At 36.9% G+C, this 20118-nt stretch carries 20 protein-coding genes; 14 read left to right on the top strand and 6 right to left on the bottom strand.

What is annotated here, in order from left to right; translation table 11 throughout:
- Positions 1-19: 19 nt before the first annotated feature.
- The 6 genes from B5V89_RS00105 to B5V89_RS00080 form a co-directional block, all read right to left on the bottom strand.
- Positions 20-1345, bottom strand: coding sequence for a (Fe-S)-binding protein (locus B5V89_RS00105; protein ID WP_108069904.1), 1326 nt, complete (start codon positions 1343-1345; stop codon positions 20-22).
- Positions 1342-2754, bottom strand: a complete 1413-nt coding sequence (gene glcD / locus B5V89_RS00100; RefSeq protein ID WP_108069902.1) for a glycolate oxidase subunit GlcD — start codon at positions 2752-2754, stop codon at positions 1342-1344. Before glcD ends, B5V89_RS00105 begins: the two co-directional genes overlap by 4 nt.
- A gap of 99 nt (positions 2755-2853) precedes the next feature.
- Positions 2854-3954, bottom strand: coding sequence for a CdaR family transcriptional regulator (locus tag B5V89_RS00095; RefSeq protein ID WP_108069900.1), 1101 nt, complete (start codon positions 3952-3954; stop codon positions 2854-2856).
- Positions 3955-4439: 485 nt separating this feature from the next.
- A complete protein-coding gene (locus tag B5V89_RS00090) occupies positions 4440-4775 on the bottom strand; it encodes a spore coat protein (RefSeq protein WP_108069898.1) in 336 nt (111 codons plus the stop codon).
- 14 nt (positions 4776-4789) lie between these two features.
- A complete protein-coding gene (locus B5V89_RS00085; protein ID WP_066229248.1) occupies positions 4790-5077 on the bottom strand; it encodes a hypothetical protein in 288 nt (95 codons plus the stop codon).
- A 24-nt stretch (positions 5078-5101) separates the two neighbouring features.
- Entirely contained in the window at positions 5102-5233 is a 132-nt protein-coding gene (locus B5V89_RS00080) for a YuzL family protein (protein WP_084347510.1), read from the bottom strand.
- Between the two features lie 234 nt (positions 5234-5467).
- Here B5V89_RS00080 and B5V89_RS00075 point away from each other — a divergent pair, with 234 nt between their 5' ends.
- From B5V89_RS00075 to sufB, 14 genes are all read left to right on the top strand, one after another.
- Positions 5468-7852, top strand: a complete 2385-nt coding sequence (locus B5V89_RS00075) for a 3-hydroxyacyl-CoA dehydrogenase/enoyl-CoA hydratase family protein (RefSeq protein WP_108069896.1) — start codon at positions 5468-5470, stop codon at positions 7850-7852.
- Between the two features lie 52 nt (positions 7853-7904).
- Positions 7905-9080, top strand: coding sequence for an acetyl-CoA C-acetyltransferase (locus tag B5V89_RS00070; RefSeq protein ID WP_108069894.1), 1176 nt, complete (start codon positions 7905-7907; stop codon positions 9078-9080).
- 30 nt (positions 9081-9110) lie between these two features.
- Positions 9111-10886: an acyl-CoA dehydrogenase family protein gene (locus B5V89_RS00065; RefSeq protein WP_107921123.1), complete on the top strand. Its 1776-nt coding sequence runs from the start codon at positions 9111-9113 to the stop codon at positions 10884-10886.
- Between the two features lie 111 nt (positions 10887-10997).
- On the top strand, positions 10998-12338 hold the full coding sequence (locus B5V89_RS00060) for a glycosyltransferase family 2 protein (RefSeq protein WP_108069892.1): 1341 nt from the start codon (positions 10998-11000) through the stop codon (positions 12336-12338).
- A gap of 100 nt (positions 12339-12438) precedes the next feature.
- On the top strand, positions 12439-12795 hold the full coding sequence (locus B5V89_RS00055) for an arsenate reductase family protein (RefSeq protein ID WP_066229346.1): 357 nt from the start codon (positions 12439-12441) through the stop codon (positions 12793-12795).
- A gap of 78 nt (positions 12796-12873) precedes the next feature.
- Positions 12874-13257 (top strand): glycine cleavage system protein GcvH, encoded by a 384-nt coding sequence (gene gcvH, locus B5V89_RS00050; protein WP_108069890.1) that lies wholly within the window; start codon positions 12874-12876, stop codon positions 13255-13257.
- 72 nt (positions 13258-13329) lie between these two features.
- Positions 13330-13635, top strand: a complete 306-nt coding sequence (locus B5V89_RS00045) for a thioredoxin family protein (protein ID WP_108069888.1) — start codon at positions 13330-13332, stop codon at positions 13633-13635.
- Positions 13636-13798: 163 nt separating this feature from the next.
- On the top strand, positions 13799-14137 hold the full coding sequence (locus tag B5V89_RS00040) for a hypothetical protein (protein ID WP_108069886.1): 339 nt from the start codon (positions 13799-13801) through the stop codon (positions 14135-14137).
- 320 nt (positions 14138-14457) lie between these two features.
- A complete protein-coding gene (locus tag B5V89_RS19980) occupies positions 14458-14616 on the top strand; it encodes a YuzK family famiily protein (protein ID WP_181294575.1) in 159 nt (52 codons plus the stop codon).
- 261 nt (positions 14617-14877) lie between these two features.
- Positions 14878-15669 (top strand): Fe-S cluster assembly ATPase SufC, encoded by a 792-nt coding sequence (gene sufC, locus B5V89_RS00035; protein ID WP_108069884.1) that lies wholly within the window; start codon positions 14878-14880, stop codon positions 15667-15669.
- A gap of 17 nt (positions 15670-15686) precedes the next feature.
- A complete protein-coding gene (sufD, locus tag B5V89_RS00030) occupies positions 15687-16997 on the top strand; it encodes a Fe-S cluster assembly protein SufD (RefSeq protein ID WP_108069882.1) in 1311 nt (436 codons plus the stop codon).
- The gene (locus tag B5V89_RS00025; protein ID WP_066229216.1) at positions 16997-18226 is read left to right on the top strand and encodes a cysteine desulfurase; all 1230 of its coding nucleotides are present in this window, start codon (positions 16997-16999) and stop codon (positions 18224-18226) included. Before sufD ends, B5V89_RS00025 begins: the two co-directional genes overlap by 1 nt.
- Positions 18216-18647 carry a Fe-S cluster assembly sulfur transfer protein SufU gene (sufU, locus tag B5V89_RS00020; RefSeq protein ID WP_066229213.1) on the top strand — a complete coding sequence of 144 codons (432 nt, stop codon included), beginning with the start codon at positions 18216-18218 and terminating at the stop codon, positions 18645-18647. Before B5V89_RS00025 ends, sufU begins: the two co-directional genes overlap by 11 nt.
- Positions 18648-18733: 86 nt before the next feature.
- The coding region (gene sufB, locus B5V89_RS00015) for a Fe-S cluster assembly protein SufB (RefSeq protein WP_108069880.1) at positions 18734-20118 on the top strand (1385 nt) is incomplete at its 3' end.

Genomic DNA, 20118 nt, shown 5'->3' with positions numbered 1-20118 from the left:
ACTGGTATCAAACCAGTGGTTAATTCGTTACGGCTTCCATTAACAGGTCGACAATATGAACCGCTCGAACTTGTTCCGTCAACCCTTCCCGTTCTATTCCAAGTTTCATCTGCAATAAGCAGCCAGGATTTGCGGTCACAATGGTAGTTGCCTTCGTTGCCTTCGCATTCTTCATTTTTGAATCCAATATTTTCATAGACATTTCTGATTCAACGATATTATAAATTCCCGCCGATCCACAACAACGATCGGAGTCTTTCATTTCACGATAATCTGGACCAATAATTGATTGCAGTAATACTCTTGGTGCCTCAGATGTTTTCATAACATTCCTCAAATGACAAGAATCCTGATAGGTAATGATTTGTTCAGCTAATTTGAGTGAGTTATTTTTATGAAAATTCAACTCTACCAATATTTGAGTAATATCTTTTAATTTCTCCTTAAACGCCTTAGCACGTGGATACCATTCAGGATCGTTTTTTAATAAATGATCATAGTCAATAAGAAATGCGCCGCAACCACCTGCGTTTGTAATGATATAATCGGCATTCGTATGTTCAAATGCTTCAATATTGCGTTTAGCCAATTCTATTGATTTTTCCTTTTCACCGCTATGTCCATGTAACGCACCACAACAACCTTGCGTTTTCGGAATGATGATTTCACAACCTGCCTTTTGCAATAATTTAAGGGTTGCATTATTCGTTTCTAAAAACATCGTATCCATGAGACACCCAGTAAAGAAGGCAACCCTTTTTGCCTGAGTTTGCTCCGCAGGAAGGTACTCTGGACGATTCTTCATTTCTTTCATTGTCGGTACCTTTGGCAAAACTTTTTCCATTGTTGCTAAACTTTCGGGAAACAGCTTCATAAACCCAATTTTTCTCGTAACTTTTTGTAAACCGGATCGTTGATAAAAACCTAATAGGCCGGTTATCGATTGCATCCTGTTTTGATGAGGAAAAAGACCCTCAAATACCGTATTTCTAACGGCACGCACAATCGGTTTCTGCTTTTTATTTTGCTGGATAATATCTCTTGCCTCCTCTAGGAGATGGCCGTACTTTACACCAGATGGACAAACCGGCTCACATGCTCGGCAACCAAGGCAAAGACTTAAAGAACGTTCTACATCTTCATCGGGTTCAATCATCCCATCTTTTACTGCTTTCATTAGCGCAATTCGACCTCTTGGAGAGTGTATTTCCTGGAATCCTGATTCAATATAGGTTGGACAAGAAGGAAGACAAAAACCGCATCTCATACAATTTAATAATTCATCTTCATCCATTCTTTCCATGAAAACTTCTTGAATTTTCCGTTGTTCTTCTATAGTCGTCATCTCGTTACCACCACGCGTTTCCTGCTATCCTTGGCAAATACCTTTCCGGGATTCATAATATTTAATGGATCAAAACTAGCTTTAATCGCCTTCATCGCTGCAATTCCTTCTTTTCCTAGTTTCCATTCGAGATACGGTGCTTTCATCACTCCAACACCATGCTCACCTGTAATCGTTCCGCCAAGTTCGATTGCCTTTTCAAAAATCTCGGCAAATGCTTGTTCGACACGTTCAATTTCTTCTTTATTTCGTACATCAGTTAAACATGTAGGGTGTAAGTTACCATCCCCTGCATGCCCAAAGGTGCTAATATTTACACGATATTTTTCGGCAATTTCATTAATCGCACGCACCATTTTGGCAATTTCGGAACGTGGGACTGTCGCATCTTCTAAAATGGTTGTTGGTTTTAAACGCGCCAAAGCTGAAAGTGCAACCCTTCTTGCTGTTCTTAACGCATCTGCCTCTTCCTCCGAATTAGCAACTTGAACAGCCTCTGCATCTTCTTCCAAGCAAATCGCAGCCATTTTGTCCATATCCCGATTCACAACTTCAGGACTACCATCTTGCTCGATTAATAGGACTGCTTTCACATTTGTAGGTAAACCGATTTTTGCAAAATCCTCTACAGCGATTAATGTTGGCTGATCAAGAAATTCAAGTGTAGTCGGAATAATTTTGTTCGCGATAATTTTCGAGACGGAACGTGCAGCAGCTTCTAAATCTTGAAATAATGCTAGCATCGTTTTTTTCGTTTCTGGCATTGGGATTAATTTTAAGGTAGCTTCAGTAATAATACCGAGTGTTCCTTCAGATCCGACAAAAAGCCTCGTTAAATCATAGCCAGCAACATCCTTCGCTAATTTACCACCGGTTCGGATAATATCTCCATTCGGGAGCACGATTTCTAAGGCAAGGACATAATCCCGCGTGACACCATATTTTAAACCGCGCAAGCCACCGGAGTTTTCATTTATATTCCCGCCGATCGAAGAAATTTTCATTGAACTTGGATCTGGTGGGTAGAAGAGCCCTTTTTCCTCAACGGCATGAATCATATCCAGCGTAATAATGCCAGGTTGAACGGTAATCGTTAAGTTTTCTTCATCAATTTCCAAAATTTGGTTCATATGTTTAAATAATAAAACGAGTCCACCTTCAGTCGGGCATGTACCGGCACAAAGGTTAGTTCCTGAACCTCTAGGAACGATAGGAACTTTAAACTCACTGCAAAGCTTAACAATATCAGAGACTTCTTTCGTGTTTCTAGGGGAAGCGATGATATCTGGCATTGATTGAAATTGTGGTGTAGCATCATAGGAATATACTAATCTCCCAGCCTTTGAATCATCCACATTTTCCTTGCCAACGATTTGATGAAGTCGTTCTTTGAAGGTTTGTGATAACATAATGATCCTCCTTGTGAAAAAACATCTTTATAATAGTATAAAAAAAGCGAGATGACCTCGCTATGTATTTTCAAACAAAGAAAACGTTTTAAATGTTTATTAATTTGTATATTGATCTAAAATTTGAATACTTAAATAGAGGATCGTTTGATCTTTTAACATTTTAGGATTCAACTTAGTAAGTTCCTCAATTTTTTTAATTCGATAATGCAATGTATTAATATGTATATGTAATTGTTCAGCCGTTTCTTTTAATGATTGATTATATTCGAATAATGTCCTTAACGTATGAAGTAATTCTGAATCATGGAGAAGTGGCGCAATCGTCCGTTGAATAAATTCTTTTTTCGTTTCTCTTCGAACATCTTCAATGATCATCTCGAGCGTGAGTTCATCATCAAAGGCAACCCACTGATCTCCGGTAATTGAATGAAGAGCACGTTCGGCTTTTAAAAATGACTTTTTCAATTCCTCCGGTTGAACAATTTGACCGATTCCGAAGGTTAATAAACAATTGGTGTTTTGTTCTAATTTAATTTTCCAATCATATAAGTTTTTTTTCAGTTTGTTTTTGTCCATATTGGCTGTAGCATCAAGAAGCAATAGCAAACGGTCATTTCCCCAATGAATGAATAAATCATTTTTCTTTTCGATAGTTAGCCATTTCGGAGTAAAGTTAATCATATTTGTTTGCGTTTTAACTTTTACCATAATCACTTGTCTAGGGACAGTTAAATTAATACCTAAAAGATCGGCACGATTGTGAAAGGATGAATCCCATTCCCTTAATTCTAACCAATCAAAAATAAACGCTTCTATAGCACGATTTTGGCGATTCATTTCTTCTTTATAGAAATTTTCTTGAATAAGGAGTTCAGTCATTTTTCGTAACAACTCCGCATATGGAAAAACTTTTTCGGGATTGCCCGTTATGCCAATGACACCGACTACATTTTGACCAAAGAAAATCGGTAAATTAATCCCAGCCTTTACACCTTTTAATTGGGTTTCATCTTCCTTTGTTATAATTAATCGATCTTTTTTATGAACGGTAAGAAAAGCTCCTTCATGAAAAAAGCCGATTCTCTTTTTATTGGTACTGGCAATAATGTAGCCATTCGTGTCCATAATCACAATTTCTTCATTAATTAATTTTCTTACTTCTTGAATAATTTTTTTTGCAAGATTGGCTTGTAACAAAGACACCACCCCCAAGTTCCTTCTTCTTTTTAGAATAAAGGAATTGATGTGGGAATGAAAGTAGTAACTGATACATAGAGAAGGAATGAAGCCTAAGATACGTTGAGAAAGTGAATCTTGGTCGTCAAAGCGAAGGAATGAAGCCGAAGATGCATGAAAAAAGTAAATCTTGGTCGCCAAAGAAAAGGAATGAAACCCAAGATGCACGAAGAAAGTGAATCTTGGTCGCCAAAGAGGAGGAATAAATCCCAAGATGCATGAAGAAAGTAAATCTTGGTCGTCAAAGAGAAGGAATGAAGCCGAAGATGCATGAAGAAAGTAAATCTTGGTCGCCAAAGAGGAGGAATGAAGCCCAAGATGCATAAAAAAAGTGAATCTTGGTCGTCAAAGAGAAGGAATGAAACCCAAGATAGATAAAGAAAAAAATTTTTGTCCCAAAAAACTCAAAACGAAGGGCACGAAAAAATCGTGCCCACATTCGATGTTTATTGCATTTGGTTTCCATACGGAAATTGATTTGAATACCCTTGATGCTGCTGGAAGGATTGCTGAACTTTTTGTTGTTCTGCCGCTTCAAGTTTGTACCATCCGTTTTGAAACATTAAATTAAATAACTCACGTTGCTCGTTTTGTGTTTCGGTAAAGACGGATAGTAAATCTTGATATAATGCTTCATGACTTGCCTCATTCATCGCATTATTATAGGAAGCAGTCAAATATTTTTCCATTGATAATAGATCATTCACAAGATCGCGATCACTCATTCTTGGTGATTCCGGTACAGGTGTTTGCGGATTTTGGATTTTTTGCTGATTTGGCATCGTTAGTCCTCCTATTACATAAATTGCTGGTTTTGTTGACTTCCCGGCTGTGTTTGTAGATGAGCTTGTAAATGATTAAGTATTTTATTGTAATGATTTTGATGCATTTGGCCACATTTTTCGAGAGCATTTTTTACTGAAGCATCTTGGCAATGCATCGCTGCAAAGTGCGCCTTTTTCATCGCAAGTAAATTCCAGGAAAGCATATCATCGATATAAGACAGATCTTTTGTTGACAAAATATCAGGCGGCTGTGGCATTGACACCTGTTGATTTTGCTGATTATAAGGTTGCTGTTGCATACTTACATCATCCTCCAAACGGAATTATTTTTTATATTGATTATTTTGGCTATTCACTTTCCCGCCGCCATCTGCTTCCACCGTCGGCCCTGCATTTCCTTTTACACTAGCAGCACTCACACCAGCTTTCGAAGGATTTTTCTTACGTCGTGCCATTTTACTCACCTCCATAATAAGTATAGATTTTCCTATCTAAGACATATTATCCATTGTCATAAAAGAGGTGGAAACGTAATTGTTTTTAGAAAATTTATCATTTTTAGAGATTAGTAATTGATAGTTTTGAAAAAATCATTTATATTATAGATAGTAAACTCATTCATGAGATATTTTTTTAAAAGAAAAATGAATGAGTATTCATTCAAGAAGGCATTGAAGGAGGAAATAGCATTGAGTAAAAGCATTAAAAAAGCGGCCGTCTTAGGTTCCGGAGTTATGGGATCTGGAATTGCTGCACATTTAGCGAATATTGGGATTCCAACCTTGCTATTGGATATCGTGCCCAAAGAATTATCAGACGAGGAAAAAGCAAAAGGGCTAACATTAGAAGATAAAGTTGTTCGTAATCGTTTTAGTGATGTTGCATTAAAAAAATTACTTAAGCAAAAGCCAGCACCCTTAACAACAAAAGATAATCTTGCACTCATACAAGCTGGTAATTTAGAAGATGATCTAACGAAATTATCTGATGTTGATTGGATTATAGAAGTTGTTGTAGAGAAATTAGCAATAAAAAAGAATGTTTTTGAAAAAGTTGATCAACATCGTAAACAAGGAAGCATTGTCAGTTCAAACACATCCGGAATTTCTGTAGAAGCAATGGTAGAGGGACGTTCAGAGGATTTCAAAAAGCATTTCCTTGGCACCCATTTTTTCAATCCCCCAAGATATTTAAAGCTTCTTGAAATTATACCGACAAAACATACGGATCCGGAAGTTTTACAATTCATGAAAGTATTTGGTGAAGATGTTCTTGGAAAAGGCGTCGTTGTTGCAAAGGATACACCTAATTTCATCGGAAACCGTATCGGCACATACGGACTTTTAGTAACTGTTCAAGAAATGCTCAAAGGCGGGTATAGCGTTGGTGAGGTAGATTCTGTAACAGGCCCGCTAATCGGTCGTCCAAAAAGTGCTACCTTTAGAACGCTAGATGTCGTCGGATTAGATACATTCATTCATGTGGCCAACAATGTATATGAACAAGTAGAAGGAAAAGAAAAAGAAGTATTTGATGTACCTGAATTTATGAAGAAAATGTTCGAAAATGGTTGGTTAGGAAGTAAAAGCGGCCAAGGCTTTTATTTGAAAAAAGGAAAAGAGATTTTAGAACTTGATCCACACACACTTGAATACGGAGAACGAAAAAAATTAAAAGCACCTTCATTAGAAATGGTGAAGCAAATTAAAGGTTCAGCAAATAAAATGAAAGCGCTTGTTTATGCAGAGGATAAAGTAGGCTCACTACTTTGGAATATCTTCGCGCCTGTGCTCATTTACTCGGCCGAGTTAGTAAATGTGATTGCGGATGATATTGTCTCCATTGATAATGCGATGAAATGGGGATTTGGTTGGAAACAAGGTCCTTTTGAAGTTTGGGATACAATCGGGGTTGAAAAATCAGTAGCAAAAATGAAGCAAGAAGGAATTGAAATCCCAGCTTGGGTGGAGGAGATGTTAAATAAAGGGACTACAGCCTTCTATAAGGAAGAAAATGATGGAACCTACTTTTACCACGCTGGAGAATATAAAAAGATTGAACAAAATCCTAAAGTAATTAATTTAAAGCAATTAAAAAATCAAGGGAAACTTATTAAGAAAAATACAGGTGCAAGCTTAATTGATTTAGGAGATGGCGTCGCGCTATTAGAATTCCATTCACCAAATAATGCCATCGGTTTAGATATTATTCAAATGATTAATTTTTCCGTTGATGAAGTGGCGAAAAACTATAAAGGCTTAGTGATTGGGAACCAAGGGAAGAATTTCTGTGTCGGAGCAAACCTAGCATTGATGCTAATGGAAGCACAGGATGATAACTTCTTTGAACTGGATATGGTAATTAGGCAATTCCAAAATGCAATGATGAAAATCAAATATAGCCCTAAACCTGTTGTGACCGCACCTTTTGCAATGACATTAGGTGGAGGGGCTGAAGTATGTTTACCTTCCGCACACATCCAAGCAACAATGGAAACGTATATGGGACTAGTTGAGTGTGGTGTAGGATTGCTGCCGGGTGGCGGGGGAAATAAAGAACTTTATATTAAACACTTGAAAAACATTCCAAATGGTGTTGATTTTGACTTGCAAAAAGTAGCAAATAAAGTATTTGAAACGATTGCGATGGCGAAAGTATCTACTTCCGGGGAAGAAGCAAGACTTAATAATTTCCTAAGTAATGCTGATGGCATAAGTGTGAATCCGGATCATCAATTATATGATGCAAAACAGGCAGTGCTTGCATTGGATGCAAAAGGGTATAAACCACCTGTCCGACAAAAAGTGCCAGTCGTAGGTGAAACCGGCTATGCGACATTATTATTAGGTGCAGAAGGAATGTATTTATCAGGTTATATTTCTGAGCATGATTTAAAAATTGCAAAGAAAATTGCCTATGTCATTGCCGGCGGAAAAGTGCCATACGGTTCAAAAGTAGATGAACAATACTTACTTGACTTAGAAAGAGAAGCTTTCCTAAGTTTAATTGCTGAACCGAAAACACAACAACGTATGCAACACATGCTTGTAAAAGGAAAACCATTAAGAAACTAAGCCTATCAATTAACGATTAGATACGAATTGCTAAATGAAAGAGGGGAATCAAATGCGTGAGGCAGTAATCGTAGCAGGTGCTAGAACACCGGTTGGTAAAGCTAGCAAAGGGACACTCGCAAATGTTAGACCAGACGATTTAGGTGCACTAGTTGTCAAAGAAACTTTGAAACGTGCGGGGAATTATGAAGGGAATATAGATGATTTAATTATTGGCTGTGCGATGCCGGAAGCAGAACAAGGATTAAATATGGCGCGTAATATTGGTGCATTGGCAGGCCTTCCAAATACGGTACCTGCGGTAACGGTTAACCGTTACTGTTCATCAGGTCTTCAATCAATCGCCTACGGTGCAGAAAGAATCATGCTTGGATCATCAGATACAGTACTAGCAGGTGGAGCGGAATCTATGAGTCTAGTACCAATGATGGGCCATGTTGTCCGCCCGAATGCTACTCTAGCAGAAACGGCACCCGAATATTATATGGGAATGGGGCATACAGCTGAACAAGTTGCGCAGAAGTTCGGCGTTTCACGTGAAGATCAAGATGCATTTGCAGTGAGAAGCCATCAAAAGGCCGCAAAAGCCATTGCTGAAGGGAAATTCGCCGATGAAATCGTACCGGTAGATGTCACACTTCGTTCTGTCGGTGCAGATAATAAATTGGTAGAGAAACATGTAGTATTCAGCGAGGATGAAGGGGTTCGTCCTGAGTCGAGTGTAGAAGTACTTGGAAAATTAAGACCGGCATTTAATCTTAAAGGATCCGTGACGGCAGGCAACTCTTCCCAAACGAGTGACGGGGCAGCCGCTGTGTTATTAATGGATCGTGAAAAAGCTGTGTCACATGGACTTACGCCAATGGCTAAATTCCGTTCATTTGCAGTAGCCGGTGTACCACCCGAAATTATGGGAATTGGGCCAGTTGAGGCGATTCCAAGAGCATTAAAAATTGCAGGACTAGAACTAGCTGATATTGGTTTATTCGAATTGAATGAGGCTTTTGCTTCTCAATCAATTCAAGTTATTCGCCAGTTAGGTTTGAATGAGGAAATTGTCAATGTAAACGGTGGCGCGATTGCCCTCGGACATCCACTAGGATGCACAGGGACAAAATTAACATTATCGTTGATTCATGAAATGAAAAGACGCAATGTGCAATTCGGTGTTGTGACTATGTGTATTGGCGGCGGCATGGGTGCTGCAGGTGTTTTTGAACTAATTTAGAAAAATAACATCGTTTAGGAGGAAGTAAAAATGGCTAATCAAACAGATAAATTAATTAAAGGTGGAAGCTTTTTAATTGAGGATATTTCTTATGAGCAAATGTTTACTCCAGAGGATTATTCCGACGAACAAAAAATGATCGCAAAAACAACTGAGGATTATGTAAATAATGAGGTTGTCCCACAAGTAGAATATTTGGAAAAGCATGAATTTGACCGCTCTGTTAAACTATTAAAATCTGCAGGTGATTTAGGGTTGTTAGGTGCAGATGTACCTGAAGAATATGGCGGTTTAGAATTAGATAAAGTAAGCTCAGCATTAATTTCTGAAAAAATGGCCAAAGTCGGCGGTTTCTCCATTTCCCATGGTGCACATGTAGGGATTGGATCCTTACCGATCGTGTTATTCGGTAATGAAGAACAAAAGAAAAAATATTTGCCACTGCTTGCAACAGGTGAAAAACTAGCTGCCTATGCATTAACAGAACCAAGCTCAGGCTCAGACGCGTTAGGTGCAAAAACAACTGCTAAATTAAATGAAGCAGGGACACATTATATTTTGAATGGTGAAAAACAATGGATTACCAATGCTGGATTTGCGGATGTATTTGTTGTATACGCAAAAATCGATGGGGATAAATTTTCAGCCTTTATCGTAGAACGCGAATACCCAGGAGTATCAACAGGTGCAGAAGAAAAGAAAATGGGAATTAAGAGCTCTTCGACACGTACATTAATTTTAGAAGATGCAGAAGTTCCTGTTGAAAATTTACTTGGTGAGGTTGGTAAAGGGCATAAAATCGCATTTAACATCTTAAATATTGGCCGCTACAAATTGGGAGTAGGTACAGTTGGCGGTTCAAAAAGCGCATTTGAAATTACTGTGAAATATGCAAATCAACGTAAACAATTTAAAACACCGATTTCAGCATTCAATTTAACAAAAGAAAAATTAGCAACAATGGCTTCGAAAATTTATGCTGCTGAAAGTTCTGTATACCGTACAGTAGGTCTTTTTGACGAAAGAATGAGCCATGTCGATGTAAAAGATGGTCAAGAGATTGCTAATTCTATTGCTGAATATGCAATTGAATGTTCATTAAACAAAGTATTTGGCTCAGAAGTTCTTGATTATGTAGTAGATGAAGGTGTCCAAATCCATGGTGGTTATGGATTTATGGATGAATATGAAATTTCACGAGCTTACCGCGATTCTCGTATTAACCGTATTTTTGAAGGAACAAATGAAATCAACCGCTTAATCGTACCTGGAACATTAATGAAAAAGGCAATGAAGGGCGAGTTACCACTACTTCAAAAAGTGCAAAGCTTACAGGAAGAACTTATGATGATGATGCCGGAAGAAATTGGAGATGGCGCATTAGATCAAGAAAAATATTTAACACGCAGTGCGAAAAAAGTGGCGCTTATGGTTGCTGGACTTGGCGCACAAAAATTCGGAACGAAACTTGAACAAGAGCAAGAAGTTCTTGTTAATGTGGCGGATATTATTTCTTTAGCCTATGCAATGGAATCTGTCGTTCTTCGTACAGAAAAAGCAATTGCTAAAGAAGGTGTTGAAAAGAGCCAGCAAAAAATTCTTTATACACAAATCTTCTGTCAGGAATCAATCAATGAAATTGAACAATTGGCAAAAGAATCAGTTGTTGCCATTGAAGATGGTGATACATTACGAATGATGCTATCTGCACTTCGAAAATTGACTCGCCATACACCAATTAATGTCATTGCTAAAAAACGTGAGGCATCTGTGAAGCTTATTGAAGCTGAACGTTTTGTCCTTTAATAAAATTCATGAAAATCCCTGATATCGCATCAGGGATTTTTTAAAATTAAATGTCACATGATAAAATTAATGACTGTATAAAGTTGTTGTTTACAATTTGGAGGCATTTAAATGCACAACTCGTGGAATCTTCTCAATAAACTCCAGCAAAAAATTTATATAACCGTCAAGTTTAAATTTTGGGTAAGCCATTTCATCGCTTTACTTTGGATGGCTTTTTCTGTAATTATTTCTTTTCCTTGGATTCATGATTTAGCAAAAATTGTTACTTATCCTATAGCAATAGCAATTATTTCCGGAATCTCTTATATTCCAGGATATTTAAATGCATTTCTAATTATCAGTTTATTGTTCGATAAACAACCCAAATTTAAAAATGAAAATCCAACAGAACCAGTTACTATTTTAATTGCAGCATTTAACGAAGAAAAAAGAATTTACAATACGTTAAAATACATTAAGAACCAAGATTATCATGGAAAGATTACTATCCTTGTAATCGATAATGCATCAAATGATCAAACAGTGGCTGAAGTAAATAGAGCGATAGATGAATTACAATTGAATATTAAATTGTTACATGAGAAGAGACGCGGAAAATTTTATGCATTAAATTATGGATTACAGTGGGCGAAAACCAACTTTGTCATCACATTGGATGCAGATACCATCCTCCATTCATCTGCGGTAAGAAATCTTATCGCAAGAATAGAAAGTAGTCCAAATGATGTCGCCGCTGTTGCAGGTTCAATACTCGTCCGAAACAGTCGTGAGAATCTATGGACGAAAATTCAAGAATGGGATTATTTCTTAGGGATAGCTTCAATTAAAAGACTGCAAGGCTTATACCAAGGAACATTAGTAGCACAAGGTGCGTTTAGCATATATCGCATAAAGGATTTGAAAGAAATTGGTGGATGGCCAAATGCCATTGGCGAAGACATTGTGGTCACTTGGAGATTACTCGAAAAAAAGAGAAAAGTTTATTTTGAACCCCTTGCAGTAGCTTTCACCGATGTTCCCACTTCTTTGCTGCAATTTATTCGCCAACGTTCAAGATGGGCAAGAGGAATGATTGAAGGATTACAAGCAATTAAACCTTGGGAGCAACCGCAACTATATACCAAATATTTAACGGGTGTAAATTTGATCATGCCTTTTATAGATATCACTTACACGCTTTTTTGGATACCTGGATTAATTCTAGCATTGTTTGGACATTATTGGATTGTCGGACCAATGACATTACTCGTTTTACCGTTAACTTTAATAAGCTTTGGAGTACTTTACCTATATCAAAAGCGCTTTGTGTTTCGTCCATTAAACTTAAAAATAAGAAACAATACAATTGGTTTTATTTGTTTTATTCTTTTCTACCAAATCATAATGTCCCCAGTTTCGACGTATGGGTATATACAAGAGTTTTTTAAAATGGAGAGGAAATGGAAATGATGAGGTACGGTTAAAATAATACCTTTGAATTTCAATAAATAAGAAGGTAAAATAAAATTAGTGTCGAATCATATATTTGATTAGTAGGTGGTGAATCATGATGGCATTAACATTTTATTGGTACCCAAAATGCGGGACATGTCGAAAAGCAAAAAAGTGGTTAGAAGAACATAATATTTCCTTTGAAGCCATACATATTTCTGAAAATCCACCGACTCAAAAAGAATTAGAAGAACTTTATAAAAAAAGTGGCCTGGAGTTGAAGAAGTTTTTTAACACATCAGGGCAAAAATATCGTGAACTTGGAATGAAGGATCGTATAAAAACGGCATCCGAAGATGAGCTGTTAGCCCTTCTTGCTTCAGATGGAATGCTCATTAAACGCCCCATTCTAACAGATCATGATAAAGTGACAGTCGGTTTTAATGAAGAGATGTATGAAAAGACATGGCTATAGTTTAGCACCAGTTAGCCTACTTGCGTTTGGAGTTATGTAACTATTTTTTTCAAAATAATCATTGGAGGTATTTCTACTATGAGTTTACCAAGTGAATTACGTTATTCTGAAGAACATGAATGGGTGAAAGAAGAAGGGCAAAGTTTGCGAATCGGAATTACTGAATTTGCTCAAGCTGAGCTTGGCGACATCGTTTTCGTTGAACTACCGGAAGTAGGGGACGAAGTGAAAGCTAACGAACCATTCGGCAGCGTCGAATCTGTAAAAACAGTTTCTGAATTATATGCACCGGTTAGCGGGAAAGTTGTTGCCGTAAATGAGGAATTAAGTGACAGCCCGGAATTTGTCAATGAATCACCATATGAAAAAGCATGGATGATTGTTGTTGAACCAAGTAATACGGCTGAATTAGACGAGTTAATGTCAGCTGAGCAATATGGAGAAATGATTAAAGAAGATTAATAAATATTAATAAATGAAAACACCTTGGGGTTAGATCCAAGGTGTTTGTTATATAAAGGATGAAATATTTTTATGAAAGAATGGACAAAGAAAGAAGTTATTCAAAATACAGAGAATGCCGATAATCTTGCGCTTTATTTTTACACTCCACTTTGCGGAACATGCCAGGTAGCAGGAAAAATGCTAGAGATAGTAGAAAAAATCGTTCCTGAATTTGAATATAGCAAAGCAGATTTAAATTATATGCCCGAAATTGCCGAACAGTATTCCATAGAAAGTGTTCCTTGCTTATTGATATTCCAAAATGGAGAATGTAAGGAAAAAATATATGCATTTCAATCGGTTACGAATTTATATGATGTGTTAAAGAAATTTTAATTGTTTCTCGACAAATTTCTTGGGAAATAACTAGATAGTGCCTTGTTTTGACAAGATAAGCTATCTATTTTTTTATTTTTAAAAACATTGTTGAACGATTGCTAAAGGATATATCGTTTGTTTCGTGAATTAATAATGTAAAAAGCATAGGGTGGGGATCTGTGTGGACACATTATTCAAACGGGTATTAGTTGAAATAAATAGAAGAAGTCATTTACAAACACTCCTTCCAAGTCATCAAATTTCAATATCGTTCAAATGTGAAGATAGAATATGGGCTATGAATCTTTCAAAGGTACAAAGCAATTATACATCAAATATAGATGAAAAAGTTGACTTAGAAATACATGTTTCTAAACAAGCATTACCATTACTTTTAAATGGAGATATTCGTCTATATCAATTGGTTAAATATGGTGAAGTTCAAATAAGGGGATCATATCGGTATTCGTTACTAGTAGAATCTATATTATGGTTATGCAGAGAATACAAAATCGCATAAAAACTTTTTATTTGACGTTAAGGGGGCTATCCAAGGCGCTTCCACATTTATCCTATTTCAAATAAATAATCATAAAAGAATGCTTCGGTTTATCATACCGGAGCATTCTTTACTATAATGAAGGATTCGTAATGATTTTTAAGTATACGTAAAATAATTTTGCCATCAAGCTCTTAAAACGTTTGATGAAGTAAATAAACCTTTCATATGCCTTTTGTTTGTTTTATTGATGTTTGTTACGATTGTATTCGTAAGTTTTAAAGCAAATATGGAAGGGATGATTCGTTATTAACTCTCTTGAGTTACAGTACACAAATGACATGGAAAAGGCATTACAAGGTGCACATGGAGTTGGCTATGAGGTGTACAAAAGAAGGCATAAAGTGAGGATGCTCGTTGAAAGAAGAAGAGATAATGAGTATATTAAATCCCAACGAATGGTAGCAGACCTTGGACGAAAAATGTTAAGTAATTTATAATATAAAAGTAGGAGAAACCAGTGTTGACTACACTGGTTTTTTCCTTCTATACAATGACCAAATACATAATCTTTTTAACGAATTAACAACTTGAATGAATTGCTATATAAAGGTAAAACTATAGTGATTAAATGAGGACTTTCAAAGAAAATCAAAGGGCGGACTTTCCTTATTGCTTATAGTTTTAATTTGTTATAAGATTATAATGAGAATAAATTGAGAATGAGTTTTGAAATTTTCATATACAACGGAGGTATAATCATGGCAGGTTCTACACTTATCATTAAAGATCTACATGTTGAGATCGAAGGTAAAGAAATTTTAAAAGGTGTTAACTTAGAGATTAAGGGCGGCGAATTTCACGCAATTATGGGTCCAAATGGTACTGGTAAGTCAACATTATCATCTGCTATTATGGGCCATCCTAAATATATCGTAACAAAAGGCAGCATCACACTTGATGGTAAAGATGTTTTAGAGATGGAAGTTGATGAAAGAGCACGTGCAGGTCTCTTTTTAGCGATGCAATATCCAAGTGAAATAAGCGGTGTAACAAATGCTGAATTTTTACGTTCTTCCATCAATTCACGTCGTGAAGAAGGCAATGAAATTTCTTTAATGAAATTCATTCGTGAAATGGATAAAAAAATGGAATTGCTTGAAATGGATCCAAATATGGCACAACGTTATCTTAATGAAGGTTTCTCCGGCGGAGAGAAAAAGCGTAACGAAATTCTTCAATTAATGATGATCGAACCAAAAATTGCAATTCTTGACGAAATCGATTCAGGTCTAGATATCGATGCACTTAAAGTTGTTTCAAAAGGAATCAATGAAATGCGTAGCAATGATTTTGGTTGCTTAATCATTACTCACTATCAACGTTTATTAAACTATATTACTCCTGACTATGTTCACGTAATGATGCAAGGTCGTGTCGTTAAATCCGGCGGTCCGGAATTGGCAGCTCGCTTGGAATCTGAAGGATATGACTGGATTAAGCATGAACTTGGAATTGAAGACGAAACAGTAGGAGTAGGGCAAGAAGCATAAAGTTGGGAGGACTTAACATGACTGTAGAAACAAATCTTTCAGTAGATCAGGCTTATGTTCGCTCCTTCTCAGAAGGAAAGGGTGAACCTGATTGGTTTACGGAGCTTCGTATTCAAGCATTTGCTAAATCGGAAGAGCTTCCGATGCCTAAGCCTGATAAAACAAGAATTACTAGATGGAATTTTACTCAATTTACACAGCATACGATCGAAAGTGATACCTATCAAACATTAGATTCACTACCTGAAGCGGTAAAATCCTTAATTGATTTAGAAAATGCGAATAAAAACTTATATATTCAACATAATCAAACTGCTGCATTTTTAACTTTATCAGATGAGCTAAAAGATAAAGGTGTTATTTTTACAGATATTTTAACTGCTGTAAAACAACACGCTGATCTTGTTCAAAAATATTTTATGAAAGATGCAGTAAAAGTTGATGAACATAAATTAACAGCATTACATGCGGCACTTATGAACGGTGGAGTATTCCTATACGTTCCTAAAAATGTAGAAGTTGCTGAGCCAATCCAAACAATTTATGTACATGATCATACAGAGGCACCACTATTTAACCACGTACTTGTTGTTGCTGACGACAATAGTTCAGTAACCTATGTGGAAAACTATATTTCAACAAATGAACAAGCTAAAGGAATTGCGAATATCATTACTGAAATCATTGCAAACGGCAATGCTAAAATTGAGTATGGTTCTGTTGATAATTTAGCAGAAGGTGTAACTACCTATGTAAACCGTCGCGGAGTTGCTTATCGTGATGCCAATATTGAATGGGCATTGGGCATGATGAACGATGGTGATACAATCTCAAATAACACGACGAATTTAATGGGAGATGGTTCTACTTCCCACTCAAAAACTGTCGTTGTTGGCCGTGGTAGTCAAACACAAAATTTTACAACACAAATTACTCACTTTGGTAAAAACACTGAAGGCTTTATTTTAAAACATGGCGTAATGAAAGATGCCGCTTCATCTATTTTTAACGGAATCGGAAAAATCGAACATGGTGCTTCTAAATCAGATGCTGAACAAGAATCACGCGTTTTAATGTTAAGTGAAAAAGCACGTGGTGATGCCAATCCAATGCTTTTAATCGATGAAGATGATGTAATGGCTGGACATGCTGCATCTGTTGGCCGTGTTGATCCAGTACAGCTTTATTATTTAATGAGCCGTGGAATTTCGAAAAAAGAAGCAGAACGTTTAATCATTCATGGATTCCTTGCTCCTGTAGTAAATCAATTGCCTATCGAAGGTGTAAAACGTGCACTTATAGAGGTAATTGAAAGGAAAGTTAAGTAATGAATGCGAAAGAGATTCGTAAATTATTTCCGATTCTTGACCAAGAAGTCAATGGACATCCGCTTGTATACCTAGATAGTGCTGCGACATCTCAAAAGCCTTATTCTGTCATTGAATCGATTGATAGTTATTATAAAGAAGATAATTCTAATGTTCACCGCGGTGTTCATACATTAGGTACAAGAGCCACGGATAAATATGAAGGTGCAAGAGAGAAGGTTCGCCGATTCATTAATGCTTCTTCGACAAGTGAAGTGATCTTTACACGCGGTACAACAACGTCAATAAATACCATTGCAAATAGCTTTGGCCGTGATAATGTTAAAGAGGGAGATGAAATAGTCATCTCCTATATGGAACATCATAGTAATTTAATCCCATGGCAACAACTTGCCAAACGCAAAGGGGCTACATTGAAATATATCCCGATGCAGGAAGATGGAACAATTACGCTTGAGGATGTACGTAAAACAGTAACCTCCCAAACAAAAATTGTTGCCATAATGTATGTGTCTAATGTTCTTGGTACAATTAATCCAATTAAAGAAATTACGAAAATTGCCCATGAAAATGGAGCATATATCGTTGTAGACGGTGCTCAAAGTACGCCACATATGAAGGTGGATGTTCAAGACCTTGATTGTGATTTCTACGCATTTTCAGGTCATAAGATGTGTGCACCTACTGGAATTGGCGTATTATATGGCAAACGTGAACTTCTTGAAAACATGGAGCCAGTTGAATTTGGTGGAGAAATGATTGACTTTGTCGACCTTTATGATTCAACTTGGAAAGAGCTTCCATGGAAGTTTGAAGGTGGTACACCGATTATTGCAGGTGCGATTGGGTTAGGTGCGGCAATCGATTTCCTTGAAGAAATTGGAATGGATAATATTTTAAATCATGAACACGCCTTAGCGGAATATGCTTTAAATAAGCTATCTACTGTTGATGGCGTAACCATTTATGGACCGAAAGATGCAACGAAACGTGCAGGTGTGCTCACTTTTAATTTAGATGATGTCCACCCGCATGATGTCGCTACTGTACTTGATGCAGAAGGAATTGCCGTGAGGGCAGGACATCATTGTGCACAGCCACTAATGAAATGGTTAAAAGTTTCAGCTACTGCAAGAGCAAGCTTCTATCTGTACAATACAGAAGAAGATATTGACCGTTTTGTTGCTGGACTTTTAAAAACAAAGGAGTATTTCAGCGATGTCTTTTAACAATCTAGATACTCTCTATCGCCAAGTAATTATGGATCATTATAAAAACCCTCGAAATAAGGGGCATATTGATGAAAACAGTGTCATCATTGATATGAATAACCCAACTTGTGGAGATCGTATTCATTTAACGATGAAAGTAGAGGATGGAAAAGTTGTCGACGCGAAGTTTGATGGAGAAGGATGTTCAATCTCAATGGCCTCTGCGTCGATGATGACTCAGGCGATTATCGGAAAAGATGCAGAAACCGCAGTTAAGCTTTCACATATTTTTTCCGACATGATCCAAGGCAAGGAATATGACGAAGACGAAGATTTAGGTGATATTGAAGCATTACAAGGAGTATCGAAATTCCCAGCTCGCATTAAATGTGCAACATTGGCATGGAAAGCGATGGAAAAGGGATTAGATTCCAAGTAATTCCTAAACACTAATAAATAGAATATCCTCTAGTCAATAACTGGATTTCATAAATGTAAAGCGAATAGGATGGAGGAATGATTGATATGGCAAAAAAAATGCCTGAAATCGGAGATTATAAATATGGCTTCCATGATAAGGACGTCTCCGTTTTCCGTTCAAAAAGAGGTTTAACACGAGAAATCGTCGAAGAAATCTCACGAATGAAAAATGAACCACAATGGATGTTAGATTTTCGACTTAAATCACTTGAGCATTTTTATAATAAGCCAATGCCTCAATGGGGCGGCGATTTGAATGGTTTAGATTTCGATGAAATCACTTATTATGTTAAACCTTCAGAAGCTCAAGGACGTTCTTGGGATGAGGTTCCAGAAGAAATCAAAAATACATTTGATAAACTTGGAATTCCTGAAGCAGAACAAAAATATTTAGCAGGGGTATCTGCACAGTATGAATCAGAAGTTGTTTATCACAATATGAAAGAAGATCTTGAAAAGTTAGGAATTGTATTTAAAGATACGGATTCCGCTTTAAGAGAAAATGAAGATATCTTCCGTGAACATTGGGCAACCGTTATCCCGCCAACAGATAATAAATTTGCTGCATTAAACTCAGCAGTTTGGTCAGGTGGATCATTCATTTATGTCCCACCGGGTGTAAAAGTAGATACACCACTTCAAGCATATTTCCGTATTAATTCGGAAAATATGGGACAATTTGAACGTACACTAATTATTGTTGACGAAGGTGCACATGTTCATTACGTTGAAGGATGTACAGCTCCTGTCTACACAACAAACTCACTTCATAGTGCGGTTGTAGAAATTATTATTAAAAAGAATGCTTATTGCCGTTATACAACGATCCAAAACTGGGCAAATAACGTATATAACTTAGTAACAAAACGTGCAGTTTGTGAAGAAAATGCAACGATGGAATGGATTGATGGAAATATCGGTTCTAAGTTGACAATGAAGTATCCAGCAGTACTATTAAAAGGTGAAGGCGCACGCGGTATGACATTATCAATTGCGATTGCCGGAAAAGGTCAACACCAAGATGCAGGTGCGAAAATGATGCATTTAGCACCGAACACTTCTTCCACAATCGTATCTAAGTCAATTTCAAAACACGGTGGGAAAGTAACATACCGTGGAATCGTTCACTTCGGCCGCAAAGCTGAAGGCGCACGTTCAAATATCGAATGTGACACATTAATTATGGATAATCAATCAACTTCTGATACAATTCCATATAATGAAATTTTAAACGACAATATTTCATTAGAACATGAAGCGAAAGTTTCGAAAGTATCTGAAGAACAATTATTCTATTTAATGAGCCGTGGTATTTCAGAAGAAGAAGCGACTGAAATGATCGTAATGGGCTTCATTGAACCATTTACGAAAGAATTACCAATGGAATACGCTGTAGAAATGAACCGCCTGATCAAGTTCGAGATGGAAGG

It is taken from the genome of Heyndrickxia sporothermodurans (genome assembly GCF_003055045.1).
GTDB lineage: Bacteria > Bacillota > Bacilli > Bacillales > Bacillaceae_C > Heyndrickxia > Heyndrickxia sporothermodurans.
Note: the sequence above shows the minus strand (reverse complement) of the source record. Positions and strands in the feature narration are given on the sequence as shown.